Annotated in this window: 23 protein-coding genes; 6 read left to right on the forward strand and 17 right to left on the reverse strand. The window is 55.8% G+C overall.

All coding sequences use genetic code 11. The features are described from left to right. Genes VF709_RS02655 through flgB form a run of 7 tightly spaced genes read right to left on the reverse strand, consistent with a single transcriptional unit; the run spans position 1 to position 5,045 of the window. A complete protein-coding gene (locus tag VF709_RS02655; protein WP_072094995.1) occupies positions 1–687 on the reverse strand; it encodes a flagellar basal body L-ring protein FlgH in 687 nt (228 codons plus the stop codon). Positions 688–747: 60 nt separating this feature from the next. After that, positions 748–1,530, reverse strand: coding sequence for a flagellar basal-body rod protein FlgG (flgG, locus tag VF709_RS02660; protein ID WP_013097778.1), 783 nt, complete (start codon positions 1,528–1,530; stop codon positions 748–750). A gap of 19 nt (positions 1,531–1,549) precedes the next feature. Then, positions 1,550–2,287 (reverse strand): flagellar basal body rod protein FlgF, encoded by a 738-nt coding sequence (locus VF709_RS02665; protein ID WP_038420020.1) that lies wholly within the window; start codon positions 2,285–2,287, stop codon positions 1,550–1,552. 9 nt (positions 2,288–2,296) lie between these two features. Then, a complete protein-coding gene (gene flgE, locus VF709_RS02670) occupies positions 2,297–3,496 on the reverse strand; it encodes a flagellar hook protein FlgE (protein WP_058660548.1) in 1,200 nt (399 codons plus the stop codon). Positions 3,497–3,510: 14 nt separating this feature from the next. Beyond that, on the reverse strand, positions 3,511–4,215 hold the full coding sequence (locus VF709_RS02675) for a flagellar hook assembly protein FlgD (RefSeq protein ID WP_045903233.1): 705 nt from the start codon (positions 4,213–4,215) through the stop codon (positions 3,511–3,513). 8 nt (positions 4,216–4,223) lie between these two features. After that, positions 4,224–4,628 (reverse strand): flagellar basal body rod protein FlgC, encoded by a 405-nt coding sequence (flgC, locus tag VF709_RS02680; protein WP_029882533.1) that lies wholly within the window; start codon positions 4,626–4,628, stop codon positions 4,224–4,226. Positions 4,629–4,634: 6 nt separating this feature from the next. Beyond that, positions 4,635–5,045, reverse strand: a complete 411-nt coding sequence (gene flgB, locus VF709_RS02685; protein WP_149896255.1) for a flagellar basal body rod protein FlgB — start codon at positions 5,043–5,045, stop codon at positions 4,635–4,637. Positions 5,046–5,293: 248 nt separating this feature from the next. Between flgB and flgA the strand changes: the two genes are divergently transcribed. From flgA to VF709_RS02700, 3 genes are all read left to right on the forward strand, one after another. Then, positions 5,294–5,992 carry a flagellar basal body P-ring formation chaperone FlgA gene (gene flgA / locus VF709_RS02690; protein WP_149896254.1) on the forward strand — a complete coding sequence of 233 codons (699 nt, stop codon included), beginning with the start codon at positions 5,294–5,296 and terminating at the stop codon, positions 5,990–5,992. Between the two features lie 69 nt (positions 5,993–6,061). Then, positions 6,062–6,355 carry a flagellar biosynthesis anti-sigma factor FlgM gene (gene flgM, locus VF709_RS02695; protein ID WP_149896253.1) on the forward strand — a complete coding sequence of 98 codons (294 nt, stop codon included), beginning with the start codon at positions 6,062–6,064 and terminating at the stop codon, positions 6,353–6,355. Between the two features lie 17 nt (positions 6,356–6,372). After that, positions 6,373–6,816, forward strand: coding sequence for a flagella synthesis protein FlgN (locus tag VF709_RS02700; RefSeq protein ID WP_149896252.1), 444 nt, complete (start codon positions 6,373–6,375; stop codon positions 6,814–6,816). Between the two features lie 123 nt (positions 6,817–6,939). Here the strand turns inward: VF709_RS02700 and fliT are convergent, their stop codons facing one another. Genes fliT through fliD form a run of 3 tightly spaced genes read right to left on the reverse strand, consistent with a single transcriptional unit; the run spans position 6,940 to position 9,179 of the window. Then, positions 6,940–7,260 (reverse strand): flagellar protein FliT, encoded by a 321-nt coding sequence (fliT, locus tag VF709_RS02705; protein ID WP_149896251.1) that lies wholly within the window; start codon positions 7,258–7,260, stop codon positions 6,940–6,942. Continuing rightward, positions 7,253–7,660, reverse strand: coding sequence for a flagellar export chaperone FliS (gene fliS / locus VF709_RS02710; protein ID WP_045292589.1), 408 nt, complete (start codon positions 7,658–7,660; stop codon positions 7,253–7,255). The genes fliT and fliS overlap by 8 nt, the downstream gene beginning before the upstream one ends. 43 nt (positions 7,661–7,703) lie before the next feature. Next, the gene (fliD, locus tag VF709_RS02715) at positions 7,704–9,179 is read right to left on the reverse strand and encodes a flagellar filament capping protein FliD (protein WP_187170812.1); all 1,476 of its coding nucleotides are present in this window, start codon (positions 9,177–9,179) and stop codon (positions 7,704–7,706) included. Between the two features lie 299 nt (positions 9,180–9,478). Here fliD and VF709_RS02720 point away from each other — a divergent pair, with 299 nt between their 5' ends. Then, on the forward strand, positions 9,479–10,969 hold the full coding sequence (locus tag VF709_RS02720; protein WP_058650973.1) for a flagellin N-terminal helical domain-containing protein: 1,491 nt from the start codon (positions 9,479–9,481) through the stop codon (positions 10,967–10,969). Positions 10,970–11,689: 720 nt separating this feature from the next. Here VF709_RS02720 and VF709_RS02725 read toward each other — a convergent pair. After that, positions 11,690–12,853, reverse strand: a complete 1,164-nt coding sequence (locus VF709_RS02725) for a methyl-accepting chemotaxis protein (protein WP_048971618.1) — start codon at positions 12,851–12,853, stop codon at positions 11,690–11,692. Positions 12,854–12,965: 112 nt separating this feature from the next. Further along, positions 12,966–13,436: a DoxX family protein gene (locus tag VF709_RS02730; RefSeq protein WP_223232791.1), complete on the reverse strand. Its 471-nt coding sequence runs from the start codon at positions 13,434–13,436 to the stop codon at positions 12,966–12,968. A gap of 476 nt (positions 13,437–13,912) precedes the next feature. Between VF709_RS02730 and VF709_RS02735 the strand changes: the two genes are divergently transcribed. Continuing rightward, positions 13,913–14,725: a winged helix-turn-helix domain-containing protein gene (locus VF709_RS02735; RefSeq protein WP_149896249.1), complete on the forward strand. Its 813-nt coding sequence runs from the start codon at positions 13,913–13,915 to the stop codon at positions 14,723–14,725. After that, positions 14,691–15,215, forward strand: coding sequence for a hypothetical protein (locus tag VF709_RS02740; RefSeq protein WP_013097794.1), 525 nt, complete (start codon positions 14,691–14,693; stop codon positions 15,213–15,215). The genes VF709_RS02735 and VF709_RS02740 overlap by 35 nt, the downstream gene beginning before the upstream one ends. A 3-nt stretch (positions 15,216–15,218) precedes the next feature. On the opposite strand, the gene fliR is transcribed toward VF709_RS02740, so the two are convergent. The 5 genes from fliR to fliN are packed head-to-tail and all read right to left on the reverse strand — an operon-like array spanning position 15,219 to position 17,756. After that, the gene (gene fliR, locus VF709_RS02745) at positions 15,219–15,998 is read right to left on the reverse strand and encodes a flagellar biosynthetic protein FliR (RefSeq protein WP_038420038.1); all 780 of its coding nucleotides are present in this window, start codon (positions 15,996–15,998) and stop codon (positions 15,219–15,221) included. After that, positions 15,998–16,267, reverse strand: coding sequence for a flagellar biosynthesis protein FliQ (gene fliQ, locus VF709_RS02750; RefSeq protein ID WP_149896248.1), 270 nt, complete (start codon positions 16,265–16,267; stop codon positions 15,998–16,000). Before fliQ ends, fliR begins: the two co-directional genes overlap by 1 nt. 9 nt (positions 16,268–16,276) lie before the next feature. Continuing rightward, positions 16,277–16,975: a flagellar type III secretion system pore protein FliP gene (gene fliP / locus VF709_RS02755; RefSeq protein ID WP_047024887.1), complete on the reverse strand. Its 699-nt coding sequence runs from the start codon at positions 16,973–16,975 to the stop codon at positions 16,277–16,279. Between the two features lie 29 nt (positions 16,976–17,004). Further along, positions 17,005–17,373: a flagellar biosynthetic protein FliO gene (gene fliO / locus VF709_RS02760; RefSeq protein WP_013097799.1), complete on the reverse strand. Its 369-nt coding sequence runs from the start codon at positions 17,371–17,373 to the stop codon at positions 17,005–17,007. Continuing rightward, a complete protein-coding gene (fliN, locus tag VF709_RS02765; protein ID WP_013097800.1) occupies positions 17,373–17,756 on the reverse strand; it encodes a flagellar motor switch protein FliN in 384 nt (127 codons plus the stop codon). Before fliN ends, fliO begins: the two co-directional genes overlap by 1 nt. Positions 17,757–17,763: the final 7 nt, after the last annotated feature.

Below are 17,763 nucleotides of genomic sequence, written 5' to 3' on the forward strand. Positions count from 1 at the left end.
TCAGAAAGGAGAGAGGTTCAGGAACAGGCGTTGCAGCCAGCCCATGTTCTGCGCTTCGTTGATGTAGCCGTTGCCGACGTACTCGATGCGCGCGTCCGCCACCTGGGTGGACGGCACGGTGTTGCTGCCGCTGATGGTGCGCGGGTTCACCACGCCGGAGAAGCGGATAAATTCGGTGCCCTGGTTGATGGCGATCTGCTTCTCGCCCACCACGCCGAGGTTGCCGTTGGGCAGCAGCTCTTTCACGGTGACGGTGATGGTGCCGGTAAAGGTATTGCGCGCCGCCGCGCCGCCCTTACCGGCGAAATCGTTTTTACCTTCGGCTTCAAAATCCGCTTTGCCATCACCCAGCCAGCTGTTGAGTTTCGAGGGCACCGCGATCAGCCCCATACCGGCCGATCCATTACGGTTGGCACTGGCGGAGGAACTTTTGCTGGCGCTCACGTTCTCCTGCAGCAGGATCGTCAGCGTATCGCCCACGTTACGCGGGCGGCGGTCTTCGAACATCGGCTGATAGCCGTAGTTCATCCCCTGCCCTGCCTGAAACAGTGAACCGCCGGTCGCTGCCGGTGCCATCGGTAATGGTGTTGCCGTGGTAGGACCCTCGACGAGGGGCTTTTGCATAATGTGCGCGCAGCCACTGAGCAGCAGTGTGCTTGCCAGCAGCGCGGCCGCCGGAATGTGCATAGACAATATTTTCATTTCAGTGTCGATAAAATGTCTGGCCGCTCGCGCGGCCAGAGAAGATTAAAGCTGGGAAAGACGCTGCAGCATCTGGTCAGAAGCAGAGACCGCTTTACTGTTGATTTCGTAGGCGCGCTGCACCTGAATCATGGTCACCAGCTCTTCCGCCACGTTGACGTTAGAAATTTCCACGTAGCTCTGCTTCAGCGTGCCCGCGCTCTCCATGCCGGGGTTCAGCTCGTTCGGCGCGCCGGACGACTGGGTCTCTTTGTAGAGATTGCCGCCGATGCTTTCGAGCCCTGCGTTGTTGACGAAGGTGGTCAGCGTCAGCTGGCCGATCTGCTGCTCTTCCGCCTGACCGGGCACCTTCACGCTGACGATACCGTCGCTGCCGATGTTCAGTTTGGTGGCATCCTGCGGGATGACGATCCCCGGCTGAATCGGATAGCCTTCGGCATTCACCAGCTGCCCGTCCGGGCTTTTGGAGAAATGGCCGTCGCGGGTGTAGGCAGTGCTGCCGTCCGGCATCTGCACCTGGAAGAACCCTTCCCCTTCAATGGCCACGTCGTACTCATCACCGGTCTGGTTCATGCCGCCCTGGGTATGCACGCGTTGAGTGGAAACCGGACGCACGCCGGTACCCAGCTGCAGGCCGCTCGGCAGGGTATTTTGCTCGGTCGACTGGGCGCCAGGCTGGCGCATGTTCTGATAGAGCAGATCCTGAAACACAGCACGCTGACGCTTAAAGCCGTTAGTGTTGACGTTCGCCAGGTTGTTGGAGATAACGTCCATATTGAGCTGCTGTGCTTCCAGCCCGGTTTTTGCGATCCATAAAGAACGAATCATTGTGACTCCTTGCGCGGGCTTAGCTCACGCTTAATAGCTGATTGGCTTTCTGGGCGTTCTCGTCGGCGGTACGGATCACCTTCATGTTCATGTCGAACCCGCGGGAGTTGGCGATCATCTGCGTCATGGCCTGTACCGGGCTGACGTTGCTGCCCTCGATGGCCTCTGGCGTCAGACGCAGGGTTTCATCCTGGGCCAGCATCTCGCCGCCTGCGGTGCGGAACAGGCCGTCGTCGCCGTGAACCAGGCTGTTCATGTCGGCGTTGACCAGCTTCAGACGGCCAACCGGCACTAGCGCCGTCGGGTCATCGCCCATGCCGAGTGCCGAGATGGTGCCATCGCTACCGATGGTGACGTGGGACTGCGGCGGCACTTCCAGCGGTCCGCCGTCGCCCATCAGCGGACGGCCGTTGACGCTGAGCGCCCCGTCCTGATCCACTTCAATAGCGCCGTTGCGGGTATAGCCTTCACTGCCGTCGTCCAGCGCCACTGCCAGCCAGCCGTCCTGCGGCAATGCCACGTCCAGGCTGCGCCCGGTGTGGGTGATTGGTCCCATGGTGGTGTCGTGAAACGGGGTGGACTCCGCCACCAGCGCGCGGGTGCGCAGGGTTTCCCCTTCAATGGGCACCGAGCGAAAGGCCGCCAGCTGGGCGCGAAAGCCTGCGGTGGAGCTGTTCGCCAGATTGTTTGAGGTGACCGCCTGGCGGTTGAGCGCCGCGTTAGCGGCACTCATGGCGGTATAAATAGCGCGATCCATTACTCAGCCTTAACGCAGGTTAACCAGCGTCTGCAGTACTTCAGACTGGGTTTTGATGGTTTGTGAGTTGGACTGATAGTTGCGCTGATAGACGATCATGTTGACCATCTCATCGCCCAGGTTGACGTTGGAGGATTCAAGCATATTGCCGCTAATATCACCGAAGCTACCCGAACCAGAGGTGCCGAGGAACGGCTGGCCAGACTGTGAAGTCTCCGCCCACAGGTTGTTGCCCTGCTGCTCAAGACCGCCCGCGTTGGCGAAATCGGCCAGCACCACCTGCGCCACGGTTTGACGTTTGCCGTTGCTGTAGATGGCGATCACTTCGCCAGTGTCACTGACCTGATAGCTGTTAAATTTACCCGGCGCCTGGCCGTCAATCTCGTCGAGCTTGACCTGAGTATCGCTGGCGTTTTGGGTGATATTCAGATCGAGATTCAAATCCAGCGCAGCTGAGCCGTTGTAAGCCGCACCCTTGATATTCAATGTCACCGGCGCGGTAAGCTTGCCGTCGGTGCCAAACTTAAGCGTCTGCTCGCTCCATCCGCCAGCAGCACCAGGCGCAGTGGAGTCCTGAGCGTGCGCTTTCCACTCACCTTCTGCGGTATGCACGTAATACACTTTAATGGCGTGCTTATTCCCCAGACTGTCGGTGGCGGTCACTTCACTGACATAGTTGTAGGTATCAGCGTTGTCAGGATCAAAGGCTGGCGTCGCCGGGATAATTTTATCATCAGACTTCAGGTTGCCAGCTACCGAGCCTTTGGTGGACGCCGCCGGTGGCATATCGTCCGTTGGGATGCGAATCGGCCCTACCTGCGCACCAGGGTTAATTACCCCGTCCGTCGCCTGGTAACCGGTTAAAAATAGTCCGTTGGTTTTGTTAACGATAAAACCGTTCTGGTCCTGCTCAAACTGTCCGTTACGGCCGTAGAAAACGCTGCCCGCTTCGTCAACCATGCGGAAAAAGCCGCGACCAGAAATCCCCATATCCAGCGCGGAGGCACCGTTCATCAACGCGCCGTCGCCAAAGTTCTGACTCACGCCAGCGACCTGCACCCCCATCCCGGTTGAACCGGCAAAGATATCGGCAAAGGAAACGGAGCCTGCTTTAAACCCCACTGTCTGGGAGTTGGCGATATTGTTACCCACCACATCCAGCGCTTTTGCTGCGGCACTCAGGCCGCTAAGACCTTGTGAAAAACCCATAATTTATTTCCAGATTATTTTTGAATGACAAAGACTTTGTTCATGCCAATCGGATCGTTATTCAGCAGATGCAGAATCGGCCCGCTCGGATCCATCGTGACGCCCTGCACCTGATCCTGAACCAGCCCAATCACTTCCGGGTTTTCACCCTCTGGATTGCTGGCCTCAAAGGAGAGGGTGTATTCCCTGTCGCGCGGCGGTCCCGGCTCCGGCTTGAAGTTTTCCAGGTCGTCGAGGTTGAAGGTATTCATCCCCTGCTTCACGTTCTTCAGCTCTGCGGTATAGGCCTTATCTCCGTCGTGCAGCGTGACGGTGACCGTTTCGGCATCGGCCGTCAGCGCGAAGTGGAAGTCGTCCGAATTGCCCGGGATCTCCACGCCCTCCTGCATGATGCCGATCCCCGGTTCGCCAAAGGAAACCTTTGCCTCCCCTTCTATCAGCACGCTACGCCCCACCCAGGCGGAGGCGCTCATGCTGCCGAGCTGGATCATCATCGCCTCAACCCCCGCCACCGAGCTGTTGAGCTTCTCAACCCCCGCCGCCATGTTGAACTGCGCCAGCTGCGAGGTGAGCTGGTTGTTATCCATCGGATTGGTGGGATCCTGGTTTTTCATCTGCGCGACCAGCAGGGTCATAAACTGGTTCGACAGATCCGCCGCGCTGCTGCCGGTACCGGTGCCACCTGCGCCGCTGTTGTTGTTAATCGAAGAGACCGCCATATGCGTCCTTACTGACCAAGCGTTAATGTTTTCAGCATCAGGCTTTTGGCGGAATTCATCACTTCCACGTTGGCCTGGTAGCTGCGGGAGGCCGAAATGGTGTTCACCATCTCGTTCATGACGTTGACGTTGGGCATGCGCACGTAGCCCTGTTCATCCGCCAGCGGATTACCCGGCTCATAGACCAGGCGGTCCGGCGCGCTGCTCTCCACCACGTCGCTAACCTGCACGCCACCAATCTCCTGGCCGGCAGACGCGTCAACGGAAAACACCACCTGACGCGCGCGGTACGGCTGCCCGTCCGGGCCCGCCACGCTGTCGGCGTTGGCCATATTGCTGGCGCTGACGTTAAGGCGACGGGACTGGGCGGCCATCGCCGAGCCCGAAATATCAAATACGCTAAAGAGCGACATCGTTGATTACCCCTGACTGAGCACAGTCATCATTTTTTTAATATCCGCGCCAAGGAACGTCAGTCCCGACTGGTATTTCACGGCGTTATCCGCAAAATTGACGCGCTCACGATCCATATCCACGGTATTACCGTCGGCACTCGGTTGATCCGGTACGCGATACAGCAACTGACTGTCGTCAAACGGCCTCGCTTTACCTTCAATATGCTTATTTGACGTTAATGACAGTGACACGGGTGATTTCGCCATGCCGTTATTTTCCATGGCGGTTTTTAGCTGCTGAGTAAAATCAATATCTCGCGCCTTGTAGCCCGGCGTATCAGCATTCGCAATATTTGAAGCCAATATATCCTGCCGGCGCGACAGCAAACCTAACGCCTGCTGTTGAAAGCGAAAGGCGTCATCAAGTTTATTCATGACAACAGGACTCCTGTCTCGCGTTATTTAAACTGCGATAGTGTAGTCAGCACGGGTGAAATATCACACCGCGAAGACCCGACAGAAATAAGCCTATTTAGAGAAATAGAAATAATGAGAGAAACGTTAAAACATCGAAGAATTTAAATAGCGACAAAAGTGTCATTGTTTAAGGCAATAAAACCCGTGTCTCTGCGTATATAATTTCGCCACGTTTTATAGAGTAAATTCGTTATTAAGGCAATAAGATGAAGCTCCGATTATTGAGCACGGCGGTGGCCGTCTTGCTCTGTTCTGCCTCCGCTGCAGCCAGCGTGCCATCTGACCAGATGGCGAAGCAACGTCTGATGCTCAAACTGGACGCCCTGATCAAACAGCCCGAGAACGGCAGCGAGATCGTGCGCACCGCGACCCTGCTCGCCACCCCGGCACAGCTGGCCGCTGTGTGCGAGAACCCCACGCTGAGCCTGGTGGGACGCGACAGCCGTCTCACTGGCAAACGCACCGTGCTCGCGCAGTGTGGCCCGCGCCGCCATTTCCTGCCGGTACGCATTAGCGCCGAAGGTACCTGGTGGGTGGCAAGCCAGAGCCTGCCCGGTGGGGCGATTGTCCAGCGCAGCGATATCGAACCGGTCACCGGCAGTCTCGACCACCAGCCTGGCGGTTTAATCTTTAACGCCGACGAGATTATCGGCCAGCGCCTGACCCGCGCAATTGATGCCGGTAAACCGCTGTTAGAAAACCAGCTGCGTCAGCAGTGGCGACTGCGGGCCGGGCAGACGGTGGACCTGGTCACCACCGGTGCAGGCTTTCGTATTCGCAGCCAGGGCAAGGCGTTGAACAACGCGGCGGTGGATGACGTGCTGAAGGTGAAAACCGTAAGCGGGCGCACCGTGAGCGGAAAAGTGGGGGCTGACGGTCAGGTGATGATTATTTCGCAACAATAAATTTTAGGTTTTCTGTGAATCACCGATGAAAGCAGTATTGAGTAGATAAATTGATTTGCGAGGACACCCATGAGCATTAATAGCAGTCAGACCACCGCGCCGATTGCGAAAATCGCCCCAACGCAGGAACTGCGCGCCCGTACGCAGTCTCAGGAACATGACGCTGCGGCAAAACGCCCGGAAAAGAGCGACAAAACCAACGTCACCCTGAGCGAATTGACCAAAAAAATCCAGACCGACGACAGCCGCGACGTGGATTACGCGCGTGTCGCCGAACTGCGCGACGCGCTGGCAGCAGGTACCCTGCGCATTGAGCCTGAGAAAATTGCTCAGGCCATGGTGCAAGACATGTTTCAGTTTTAACCGTTTACAGGCCCCTTATGGACAAGCTTTACCCGATACTCGCGCAGATGAAAACGTCTCTGGATGAACTGGAGGCGATCATGATTGAAGAGGTGAATCAGCTCAACCGCACGCAGATCAACCCGGTGTCGCTGCAGGTGCTGGCGGATAACAAAAACCAGCTGCTGACCACGCTCCAGTATTACGACGACATGCGCCGCCAGCAGGAGCAGAGCTGTGGCACAGAAGCCCCCTACCCGGGGCTCGGTAAGCTCTTTGCCAGTTGGCAGCAGGTGCATGAGAAGGTGCGCAGCACCAAGGCGCTGAATCAAAAAGTGGAATCACTGCTGCAAAGTCATATGAAGAAAAATCAGCATATCCGCAAGGCTATCGACCATGTGGGTCATGCAAACGCGCTCTATGGCCCGGCGGGAGAATCCAGCCAGCTGCCTTCTGGCCACAAGTACAACATCAGTATCTGATCGTTCCTGTCTGCGTTGTCCTCTTTTGCCCGCCTCTGGTGGGCTTTTTTTTGCACGGGCCTGCGGGTTTCATCGTTGAGTAGGCCGGGTAAGCGCAGCGCCACCCGGCAATCAGGGAGGGAACTAAACAGCCGTGTAGGCTTTATTCATCGTGCGGGATTTACGCATGGCGGAGAGTTCGGTGCTGATGGTGGTCAGACGCCCCTGAATAGCCTGCGTTAACAGGGCGTCGTGCTCCAGAAGCGTCGCCAGTTGAGCACTGACGGGCGCTTTGTTGTGCTGTGCCAGCTGGGTTAAATCGATATCACACAGCGTTCTCATTCCCACGGTGTACGCCACAGACTCGTCAAGAAACAGATCCCATTCGCCAGCCTCAGCCTGCTGGCGCAGCTTCGTGTTGCTGATAAGCAGTTCTTCAATCAGCGCAATAACATCCTTATCCATGTTTCACCTGCTTTTGCTGTGGCGCAATGGCCTGCCAGGTTTCAGCCATGCCTGTCATCAGGGCGATAAGGTGCGGCAGCTTTTCGCCGGATTTGTTGAGATTCGCCTCCAGCAGCGTGCGCGAAATATACTCGTACAGACTCTCCAGCTCTTCGGCGATTTTCCCGCCCTTCTCGTGGTCCAGCCCGGCGCGCAGGCCGTTGTCGATAATATTGATAGCACGGGAAATCATCTCACCGCGACGGGCAATGTTCCCGGACTGGAAGTAGATTTCTGCGCGCTTCATGGCGTTGATCGCCCCGTCGTAGAGCAGAACGATCAGCTGGTGCGGCGTGGCGCCGGTGATCTGGCTGTCGAGTGAGACAGCGGTGTAGGCACTGTTGCCCGTTTTGGTGTACATCGTCAAATCCTGCCGGGCAGCGGCCTGCCCGGATTGTTAATAGTTAAATTAACCCTGCCAGCGACTGCTGCAGCCGGGTGCTCATGCTGTTCATATCACTCATTGCTTTATCGAGGCGTTGATACTCTTTTTCGCTGCGCAGCATGGCTTCATCGATACGTCTCTGCACTGCCGTGATCTGTTTACCAACGCGCTTTTCCTGCTCGCGCAGGGACTGCAGCGTGGTTTCGATCGCACCCTCTTTCTTATCAATGGAGTCTTTATCGCCAAGATAAGTATTGAAGATCCCTTCCATGCGATCCTTAATCCCCTCCTTTCCCCCTTTGCCGAGGAACAGCGCCTCGACCTCTTTCGGATTGTCCTTCAGGGCGGCATCGAGCTTTTTGCTGTCGATGGTCAGGGTGCCAAGCGTGCCGCTACGATCCTCACCGGTTTTGCCGTCGAAGGTGACGGTGATCCCAAGACGCCCAAGGGAAGTGATCACATCCCCGGCATCACGGTACTCACCGCCTACGGTGGCCTTCAGCTGGCTGGTGAGACGACGCAGGGAGCCGTCGCTGAACAGCGCGCCGTTGTCGGCGTCAGGCAGCGGGATTTCGCCCTCCGCGAGCTTGTCGCGATCGGGCGCCGTGTATTTGGTGGCACTGGCGACGGTGCTGAGGTAACTGTTGTAGTTCTTCACGAACTCCTCAATCAGTGATTTCACCTTCGAGGTGTCTTCGGTGATGGTGAGGGATTCGGTTTTGAAGGGGTGTGGATCTAATGGTTCGGCATCAGGGTCTTTCTCCGACACTTCGCGCAGTTCAAGGGTTACGCCGGTAATCAAATCTTTTATGGTATTCGAGCTGCGCTCAACCATATCGCCGTTGAGCCAGACAATGGCATTTTGAGGTTTAGTGACGTCATTAGCCCCCTCAAGCGCCTTTTCGACTTCGGTATCCCCCGTGACCTTTATCGTCATCTCACCGTCTGTACCGGTTTTTTTTGAGGTCAGGACGAGTTTGTGCTCCCCCTCTTTAACGGTGACCACTTCAGCCGCAACGTCGCCCTTCTGCGCATTGATTTTTTTAGCAATATCATCGAGGGACGTTTCGTCTGGCTTGAGTTCCACCACCAGCGGTTTGTCACTGCCTTTCATCTCGATGGTGACCGTCGCGGCGCTCTTACCAATATCCTTATCTCGTGAATCTCGCGTCACCCCAAGCTGATGCGCTTTCGCCAGCTGCTCCACGGCCATGGAGTAGCTGTTGGGGATTGCCCCTTTACCCGCCGTGGCCTTAAAGGTTTTGTTATCGCTGACGCTGACGCCGTTAAAGCCCTCATCTTCCAGCTTGCCAAGATTATCCTTCAGGGTGCTCAGCGCGCTGGAAATAGAGCCCCACGCGGAGATTTGTCCGTTATAGGTTTTCTGTTTTTGCAGATAGGGGTTCAGCTTGACTGAACTGGCCTCACGCTCCTTTGCCAGCAGTTCTTCAAACGGCAGGCCCGAGCCCATGCCTAAAAAATTGGTTGTTACCATAATAAAGTCTCCTGTTGTAAAGGGATGTCCTGTTACTTTTCTATCGGGAAATAAAGAAGGAAGTTTAATTTTTCATATATGCGTGAACAACGCGCAGGCGTGCGGATAACAGAGATGCGCGTTTATTGGTTAATTGCTTTTGACTATCCCGATAATTAATGTCAACTCTGTCGCCATTTCCGGTAATGACAAAAAAATCGAAAAAATAATTCAGTCATTTTAATTTCCCCCGATGAATTCAGTATGCGAAGCAATTAACGCATATCTCATATTTCGTTATTACTTAGAAGGATATAACAATGGCACAGGTCATTAATACCAACGCGCTGAGCCTGATGGCTCAGAATAACCTGAACAAATCCCAGACTCAGCTGGGTACCGCAATTCAGCGCCTCTCTTCAGGTATGCGTATTAACAGCGCCAAAGACGATGCGGCAGGTCTGGCAATTTCTAACCGCTTCACCTCTTCTATCCGCGGTATGACCCAGGCGGCGCGTAACGCCAACGACGGTATTTCCCTGGCGCAGACCACCGAAGGCGCGCTGGAAGAAGTGACGGAAAACATGCAGCGTATTCGCGAGCTGACCGTACAGGCGAAAAACGGCACCAACTCCGCCAGCGACCTGGACTCTATCAAGAAAGAGATCACCACCCGTCTGGAAGAGATTGGCCGCGTAGCGGAAACCACCAACTTCAACGGCGTGAAGGTCTTTGACGGTTCTAAAGAGAAAATCACTATTCAGATCGGCGATAAAGACGAAGACACCATCGATATCAAGCTGAGCAAGCTGGACATGGAAACCCTGGGTCTGGATAAATTTATGGATGATTTCGCGGATATCGGGATTACTCTGAATGGTGCAGGTACGCTGGAAAGCCAGTTTGAAGGCATAGCAAATGAACTCACTAACGGTGATATTGATGTTGGGCAAGCTCAAGACTGGGTACTTGACGCTGGACAAAGGGATGTACTGAAAACCGCACTGGGGGCAGCTGATGCAGGTGACGTTAAGGTATTAAGCTATGATGATAATGGTACTACACGCCTTTTCGCATATGATGACAAGAAAGATAAAATGCTTGAGATTACCGACCCCAAATGGGAGGCAATTGGTGGTGGCAATGACAAGTTAAAACTGGGAACGAATCCAGCTACTTCTGAAATCACCGACGCAGCCGATAAAGACATGCTGCTGAATGGACCGAGCAAACTGACTTCGCCGACACTGGTGAAGGAAGGCGACACGGTTAGTGCTGGTGGCGGCAATCCAGCGATGACTAACGAAAAGCTGAAAGCTATCTCGCAGGCTGCATTCGGTAGTGACAATTTAGATACTACCAAGATGAAGTTATTCTCTGCTGGTGGTGCTGCTACAGATACCTTCTATGCTATTAACGCAGCGGGTGAAGTTAAAAGTGTCGTATTGGATGATCAAGGCGACGTGGTAGGCACTCCGGCTGAAGCTCGTTTCCATGACGCAGAAGTCATTCAGAAGGCTGCGGGTGGTGCTATCGCTGACGGCTTACTGGCCAAGCTGGATGAAGCTCTGACCACGGTTGCCGACTTCCGCGCCGATCTCGGTGCCGTTCAGAACCGCTTCAGCTCCATCATTGCGAACCTGAACACCAATATCATCAATACCACCGAAGCGCGCTCCCGTATTCAGGACGCTGACTTCTCCGTGGAAGTGTCTGCCATGAGCCGCGCGAACATTCTGCAGCAGGCAGGTGTCTCCGTGCTGGCCCAGGCCAACCAGGTTCCGCAGAACGTGCTGTCCCTGCTGCGTTAATCTGCGATACCACCTCACTATTATTACGCGCGTGCCTCACGCGCGGTTTGCCCTCCCTGGTGGAGGGCTTTTTTGTTTTTGTGCTCTGTGCGCATTGCCCGGCGGCGCTGCGCTTGCACGGGCCTGCAAGGATCAACGCAAACGTAGGTCGGGTCAGCCGCCACCGCCACCCGACAAGGGTTTTAAGACGGGAGATAAGGCTCCTTCACATAATCCGCCAGCAGGTACACCATATCGTGCAGTCATCCCGTCAACGCCATGCTTACCTCCCGCGGCAGGGTATTTCCCAGTATTGCCTGTGCCAGCGCTTGCGCATAGTGAACCGGCATAAGCGTGTCCTGCCAGCCGTCCGGCATGCACAACGGCGTGGCGTCATGGGCAATGAGTTGCTGGAGAAATCGTTGCGAGAGAAAGAAGAAAGTGCGGACAGAATCGTCATATGAAAGCCTCCGGAGAGATGAGAAATGAATAACAAAGAGCAAACCAGCAGGTCGCTTCGGTACCGCCTTGTATTTTCAGGTTCTCACGCCCGGCTGCGGGTATTGCCGCAACGCGGGCACTTTAGTTGGGATAGAAACGAATAACAGGATAAATCGCGTATTACAGAGAGTTACTTATGGGATTGCGAGGCGGCTTCCAGATTTGTGCCGGGTGTCGGCTACGCCTTACCCGGCCTACAAAATCTCCGAAAGTAGGCTGGGTAAGCGCAGCGTCACCCGGCTAGCTGCCTGTGCGCTGAAGCAGGGCATTCGCCACCGTATAAACCTCTTCAATCAGCACGCTATTATTCTGCGTCACCGACGGTGCCCCGCTTTGCGCCTGCATCATCGCGTCGTCAATCAGCGCCCGGAGTTCTTTCGAGGAACGCGCACAGCGGCTGGCCAGATTGCGAGACTCGACGGCAAAAACACCCTCTTCGTTATGCAGCGAATAGCTGTAAGCACGGCTAGCCAGTTGCACCAGCGTGCCGCTACTGTCGGCAATCTGCAGCGCGGCGTCATGCAGGGCGTTCATCGCCTGAACCACGCCCGAGGTGCTTTCACTCAGCATGGCGAGGAGATTACCGTTCGCTTCAGGTACCCGCAGCAGACGCTCGTTCTCCTCAGCAATCGTGCTGGCTGCTTGCGCAATCACCCTCACCTGTTCGCCAATCTCCTGCATCAGCGGCGGCAAGTGCGCACCCTGCTCGGTTTTCAGCTGTGACGGAAGTTCTTCGTTAAGGCGGGAAAGGTGCAGGTTAACGCTGCGCAGAAGAGTCAACGTGGAGACCAGCAGCAAGGCCGCCAGCGGCCACGGTTTATGCAGGAGTATGCCCGGGCGTTCGCCCAGCCTACGGGTGGGAACATCAATGGCCAGCAGCCATGGTGTCTCAGCAATGGGCGTCACCACCAGCGTATGTTCGCCGCTGGCGCTGCGAAAACGGGTATGCCGTAACCCTTCGCCCGGCTGGGCCAGCAGCCCACGCAGCGGAACCGCCATCGGCAGGCTGGCATCGTTGAGAGATTGCACCGTCGGCGCGCCGGCGGCATCACCGATGATGCGCCCGGTGTCATCCACCATCCAGGCGCGACCGCCAAGACGCTCGCCGATCTCTTTGACCAGTGAATTGAAGAATTGACGGCTGGTACCCGTCTCTTCGGCGATATCGGTATCGCCTGGGGCTCCTTTATCCAGCGCAAAGCTTTTCAGGGTGACCACACTTTCGGTCATTGAACGCTGCTGCGCTTCAACCCTGTCGAGTTGCTCACGTAACTGGGTGGCCAGGGCATCAACCTGCGTGCGCAGACGCTGTCCCTCGGTACGAATAAACCAGGGCATAACCCCAGCCTGCACCAGAATCACCAGGGTAATAAAAATAACGACTAAAATAACGATAAAAACCATGACAACAGCCCTGTTCTTTTAATGGCAGCACAACGCTACCTCTACAGGGCTATTTTATTATGCAGGCGTCAGTAAATATGCTCTTCAAACCGTTGATAACCGCACACTTGTGTTACCCCTCCACAAAAACAATTTTGCGCACGTTATCCCAGCGTTTCACCAGCCAGCCGTCGAGACTGCAAAACGTGCCGCCCCAGGTCAACGGGAACAGGCAGAGCACGATATACAGCGTTTCAGGCAGATAAAAGAGCCAGCTCAGCCATGCAATCAGATTAAGCCCGCGTGGAATGGTATAGATGCCAATGGTGGCCAGCGCTACGGTACTAATAATTATCAGTACCAGCGCGCTAAAACGGCTGAATAGCCCCAGCGTCAACAGCAGGCCCATACTGCATTCCAGGAAAGCAACAACAATCGCCATCACGGCCGGAAACGGGATCCCCGCATCGTGCATCGTATCGACCATCAGCAGCTGGTTTTCCGTCACAAATAATTTATTAAACCCGGCGGTAAAGAAAAATACCCCCACCACCAGACGGCAAATAAATACGGGAAACATCGCTGGCAGCTCGGACGTTTGCATAAAACTTTTCAGAGAGAACATCATCCATCCTTGTAAAGAAAATTCATACTGTGTAATAAATTCAATAATCTGTCTTTGCGCAGTATAAATTCGCAGACCTCATTAGCAACCGCTCCCGTTCCCTTCCCGACACAATTAATAATTATATACAGATTAAAAATTGTTAATTCGAAATAATAACAGCGTCTCATTATCACTGCGACAGATGACCCATCCGCGACATCAATTCCGCAAGTATTTGGTTTTAATATAATTAAAGTAAAACCGCCTAAGGCATTACTTTTAATGCGGTTAATATCCCCCTATTTAATAACCTTAAAAGTATTAAGGCTGTTATTACGTAGTGGTTGCAAAAATATGACGTAAGACATAAAAAGCATGTCGCTCTGGCCTTCGGCTAGCAATAAGGGGCATTCATTACTATTAATTACAGTAACCAGAAGCGATACCTAATACACCAGAAGAATCAAATAACTATGCTAAACCATATCGCGATTGGAACGTCCGTCACGCTGGATTTACAGACCCGCATGCTTACCCGGACGGATACGCAACAGACCGTTACCCTTCCTCAAAGCGCGTGCCTGTGTCTCGCCGCGCTGGCCGAGGCGCAGGGCGAGGTACTTTCCCAGGAACAGCTGATGGAGATCGGCTGGCGTAGCGCCGGGGTAGAAGTCACGGACAACAGCGTGCGGGTGATGATCACCAAACTGCGCCGCGCGTTTACTCAACTGAACCTGCAGGAAGCGATCACGCTCATCGCCGTGACGCGCAGCGGCTACCGCCTGCTGGTGCGGGAGGCAAACAGCGAACTGCCACAAGCGGAACCCCTGCCCCTGCAGGATGAACCGGTACAGGCAGACACAGCAGAAGCACAGCCGGTGGTCACCCACGCGCCTGCCCGTGGGGGCAACACGCTTAAGCAAAAGCTCTGCGTCACGCTTAGCGGCGTGCTCGTCGGGCTGGTGATTGCGCTCCTCCTGCGCGGCGTTGTCGACTTTAGCCCGCAGCCGGTTCACTTTGTGCGCTGGAATGGCCCTGGCGTGCCGCCGGGCTCAATGGTGATGGTTCAGGAGGATAAACAGTCGCAGCAAGCGCTGATTGAATCCACGCTGCAAACCTATACCCGTCATGTGCTGGACCGCCGCCCCAACGAAAAACCGGCCGCCGTGCTGTACGTCACCACCGGCTCTGAAAAAATGAGCCAGTTCCAGGGGCTTATTGCCTGCCAACAACCCTTTAAGGATTCAGGGAATGACTGCGAATCGTTCTATTTTCGCCTTTATTAAATCCCCGCTCGCGCTGCTGTTTCTGGGCGGGATGGTCGTCGGGCTGGGCGGTATGGCGCTGTACGGGTTTCAGACCTCGCCGTACGCATCGCAGTGTATCGCCCCCACCTCCTACTACGTGATTGAGGACGACAACAACGCGACGCTGGCACGCGGTATCTACCGCTCCTACCGCGACGGTCTGTTTAGCGGGCATACCACCTATATCGGCACTATCAGCCACTTCAGGGACGGCAAGCGCGACGGACTGCCCAAAGCGGTGAACCGTGAAGTGCGTTACGATGTTGAACTGTCGGGCAAACGGATCCATCTGACTGTCACCAGCCAACACCGCAAACTTGGCGGCCAGGCCCCGGATCAAGACGTGACGGATTATATTTTCCCGCAGATTAAACCGGGTGAAGTCGCCACCAGCACCGCCTACCTGCTGGATGACAAAGTGCTCGCCTCCGGTACAGAAACCGTCGCCCGCATCGCCTGCATGAACTAAGGGTTATACCAGCGCCTGAATCAGCCCGGCAAGGATATCAAACCCGGTAGCCATAAGGCGCTCAAAGAATGGGGCCAGCGTTTCGGCAATCAGAAACAGCGCCAGCATGCCGAAGGTGAGCGTCAGCGGGAAGCCAATCACAAAGATAGAGAGCTGTGGCGTCAGGCGGTTTAACAGTCCGAGGATAAAGTTGATGCACAGCAGAAGCGCAATGACGGGCAGCCCCAGCATCAGCCCCTGGCTGAAGATCATCCCCGCATGGGTGACCAGGTACATAAACCCGCCCGCGTGCAGCGGCGTGGCGTCTATCGGCAGCGTCTGGAAGGTGTCCGCCAGCAGCGCCAGCAACCAGAGATGACCGTTAAAAGCGAGAAACAGCAGCGTCACCAGCAGGTTGAGAAAGCGTGAGATTACCGGGCTGTTCCCGGCGCCGGGATCAAAGAAGGTGGCAAACGATAGCCCCATCTGCATACCGATGATCTCACCGGCCATGCGCACGGCAGCAAACAGCAGTTGTAGCGTCAGCCCCATTGCCGCACCGATAATCACCTGCTTCGCCAGCACCCAAACGCCTTCCCAGGCGTAAAGGCCCACCTGCGCATCGGGCAGCGTGCCGCCAATCAAAATGGCGATCAACAGCGCCAGACCGGCACGCAGCCGGGCACTGACCGCCTTCTCACCAAACACCGGGGCAACGTGCAGCAGCGCGGCAATGCGCACCATAATGAAAAAATAGTGGCTGACCAGCCCGTAGAGCTGGTCGAGAGGAAGTCCGAAGGCCATCAGCCGATCACGAACGGAATGCTGGCGAACACCGCGCGGGTGTATTCAATAAAGATTTTCATCATCCACGGGCCAAGCGCCACCGCGACGCCGACAATCATCAGGATTTTCGGGATAAAGGTCATGGTCATTTCGTTGACCTGGGTGGCGGCCTGCAAAATACTGATGATAAGACCGGTGACCAGCGCGGCCACCAGCAGCGGGGCTGACACCATCAGTCCCACCTTAATCGCCAGCATGCCAATCACCATTACGCTTTCCGGGGTCATGGGTCTCTCCTAACTGTAAAAGCTCTGGGCCAGCGAACCCACCAGCAGCTGCCAGCCGTCGACCAGCACAAACAGCATCAGCTTGAACGGCAGGGCAATGGTGGTCGGCGGAACCATCATCATCCCCAGCGCCATCAGGATACTGGCGACCACCAGATCGATAATCAGAAACGGAATAAAGATGGTGAAGCCAATCTGGAAGGCGGTTTTCAGCTCGCTGGTAATAAATGCCGGCACCAGAATGCTGAGCGGCACCTCTTCCGGCGAGGCGATATCCGGGGTTTTGGCGATACGGGCAAACATCGCCAGATCGCTTTCACGGGTCTGGTCGAGCATAAACGCGCGCAGCGGTTTTACCCCTTCCGTCAGGGCCACCTCCATGGTGATTTTGTTTTCCTGCAGCGGTTGCCAGGCTTTTTCGTAGATCTGGCTGAACACCGGCGACATAACGAAAAAGGTCAAAAACAGCGACAGCCCCACCAGCACCTGGTTTGGCGGCGCGGTAGGCGTGCCCAGCGCGTTACGCATTAACCCCAGCACAATAATGATGCGGGTAAACCCGGTCATCATCAGCAGTACGGCGGGGATAAAGGTAAAGCCGCTCAGCAGCAGCAGGGTTTGTACCGGCAGCGTCCAGCCCCCTTCCCCGGAAGGCTGGCCGAGGGTGATGTCACCGTTGGCCGCCAGCGCACCGGCGGCGGGTAACATCAGGCCGAGCGCCAGCAGCAGACGAGGTTTCACTGCTCACCTCCCGGACGGTATTTCTGACGCAGCTTTTCCAGCATCAGCGGGAACGTCGCGGGCGCGGAGGCCTGTGGGGCGTTTTCCGGGCGCGCCTGCGTGGCGAGGCAGGTAATCTGCGAGGCGGTGACGCCCAGCACCAGACGCTGTTCACCCACGTCAACCAGCACCAGGCGCTCACGCGGCCCCAGCGACTGGGTCGCCACCAGGGTCATGTTGCCCTGGGCGTCGTTAAGCCGACGCGCCAGTCCGCTACGGCGGGCAGCCCAGGCCATCACCACCATCAGCAGGATAATCAACGCCAGCGCGCCGGTAACCGTCATCAGCATCGAGCCAGTGGCCGGAAGGGAATCAGTGGCGTTCATTAGCGGCTCAGACGGTGCATGCGCTCGGACGGGGTAATAATGTCCGTAATGCGGATACCGAACTTATCGGAGACCACCACCACTTCACCCTGCGCAATCAGGTAACCGTTGATCAGAATATCCAGCGGTTCCCCCGCCAGACCATCCAGCGAGACCACCGAGCCCTGGCTTAAGCGCAGCAGCTCTTTAATGGTCATTTTGGTGCGTCCCAGTTCCACGGTCATTTTTACCGGGATATCCAGGATCAGGTTCATCTCGTCAGAAAATTGCGGTGCAGCCATGGTGTCGGTAATTCCCGCCGCGTGCTGTTCGGTCATGGCCTCACCCCAAAGATTATCGATGGACTGATCGTCAGTACCCGATGAGGTGTTCATATCGCTCATGGGGAAA

The sequence above is a fragment of the Enterobacter sp. Lyrl_3 genome (assembly GCF_051948675.1).
In the GTDB taxonomy this organism is placed as follows: Bacteria; Pseudomonadota; Gammaproteobacteria; order Enterobacterales; family Enterobacteriaceae; genus Enterobacter; species Enterobacter cloacae.

Excerpts from the sequence above, each read along its gene's own strand:
- VF709_RS02655 (WP_072094995.1), bottom strand. The coding sequence starts at position 687 with ATGCACATTCCGGCGGCCGCGCTGCTGGCAAGCACACTGCTGCTCAGT.
- VF709_RS02675 (WP_045903233.1), bottom strand. The coding sequence starts at position 4,215 with ATGGCGGTCTCTTCGATTAACAACAACAGCGGCGCAGGTGGCACCGGT.
- flgA (WP_149896254.1), top strand. The coding sequence starts at position 5,294 with ATGAAGCTCCGATTATTGAGCACGGCGGTGGCCGTCTTGCTCTGTTCT.
- VF709_RS02740 (WP_013097794.1), top strand. The coding sequence starts at position 14,691 with ATGACTGCGAATCGTTCTATTTTCGCCTTTATTAAATCCCCGCTCGCG.
- VF709_RS02700 (WP_149896252.1), top strand. The coding sequence starts at position 6,373 with ATGGACAAGCTTTACCCGATACTCGCGCAGATGAAAACGTCTCTGGAT.
- fliO (WP_013097799.1), bottom strand. The coding sequence starts at position 17,373 with ATGAACGCCACTGATTCCCTTCCGGCCACTGGCTCGATGCTGATGACG.
- flgE (WP_058660548.1), bottom strand. The coding sequence starts at position 3,496 with ATGGGTTTTTCACAAGGTCTTAGCGGCCTGAGTGCCGCAGCAAAAGCG.
- flgM (WP_149896253.1), top strand. The coding sequence starts at position 6,062 with ATGAGCATTAATAGCAGTCAGACCACCGCGCCGATTGCGAAAATCGCC.
- fliR (WP_038420038.1), bottom strand. The coding sequence starts at position 15,998 with ATGGCCTTCGGACTTCCTCTCGACCAGCTCTACGGGCTGGTCAGCCAC.
- VF709_RS02720 (WP_058650973.1), top strand. The coding sequence starts at position 9,479 with ATGGCACAGGTCATTAATACCAACGCGCTGAGCCTGATGGCTCAGAAT.
- VF709_RS02730 (WP_223232791.1), bottom strand. The coding sequence starts at position 13,436 with ATGCAAACGTCCGAGCTGCCAGCGATGTTTCCCGTATTTATTTGCCGT.
- flgC (WP_029882533.1), bottom strand. The coding sequence starts at position 4,628 with ATGTCGCTCTTTAGCGTATTTGATATTTCGGGCTCGGCGATGGCCGCC.
- fliQ (WP_149896248.1), bottom strand. The coding sequence starts at position 16,267 with ATGACCCCGGAAAGCGTAATGGTGATTGGCATGCTGGCGATTAAGGTG.
- flgB (WP_149896255.1), bottom strand. The coding sequence starts at position 5,045 with ATGAATAAACTTGATGACGCCTTTCGCTTTCAACAGCAGGCGTTAGGT.
- flgG (WP_013097778.1), bottom strand. The coding sequence starts at position 1,530 with ATGATTCGTTCTTTATGGATCGCAAAAACCGGGCTGGAAGCACAGCAG.
- fliP (WP_047024887.1), bottom strand. The coding sequence starts at position 16,975 with ATGTTACCCGCCGCCGGTGCGCTGGCGGCCAACGGTGACATCACCCTC.
- VF709_RS02665 (WP_038420020.1), bottom strand. The coding sequence starts at position 2,287 with ATGGATCGCGCTATTTATACCGCCATGAGTGCCGCTAACGCGGCGCTC.
- VF709_RS02725 (WP_048971618.1), bottom strand. The coding sequence starts at position 12,853 with ATGGTTTTTATCGTTATTTTAGTCGTTATTTTTATTACCCTGGTGATT.
- fliN (WP_013097800.1), bottom strand. The coding sequence starts at position 17,756 with ATGAGCGATATGAACACCTCATCGGGTACTGACGATCAGTCCATCGAT.
- fliT (WP_149896251.1), bottom strand. The coding sequence starts at position 7,260 with ATGGATAAGGATGTTATTGCGCTGATTGAAGAACTGCTTATCAGCAAC.
- VF709_RS02735 (WP_149896249.1), top strand. The coding sequence starts at position 13,913 with ATGCTAAACCATATCGCGATTGGAACGTCCGTCACGCTGGATTTACAG.
- fliS (WP_045292589.1), bottom strand. The coding sequence starts at position 7,660 with ATGTACACCAAAACGGGCAACAGTGCCTACACCGCTGTCTCACTCGAC.
- fliD (WP_187170812.1), bottom strand. The coding sequence starts at position 9,179 with ATGGTAACAACCAATTTTTTAGGCATGGGCTCGGGCCTGCCGTTTGAA.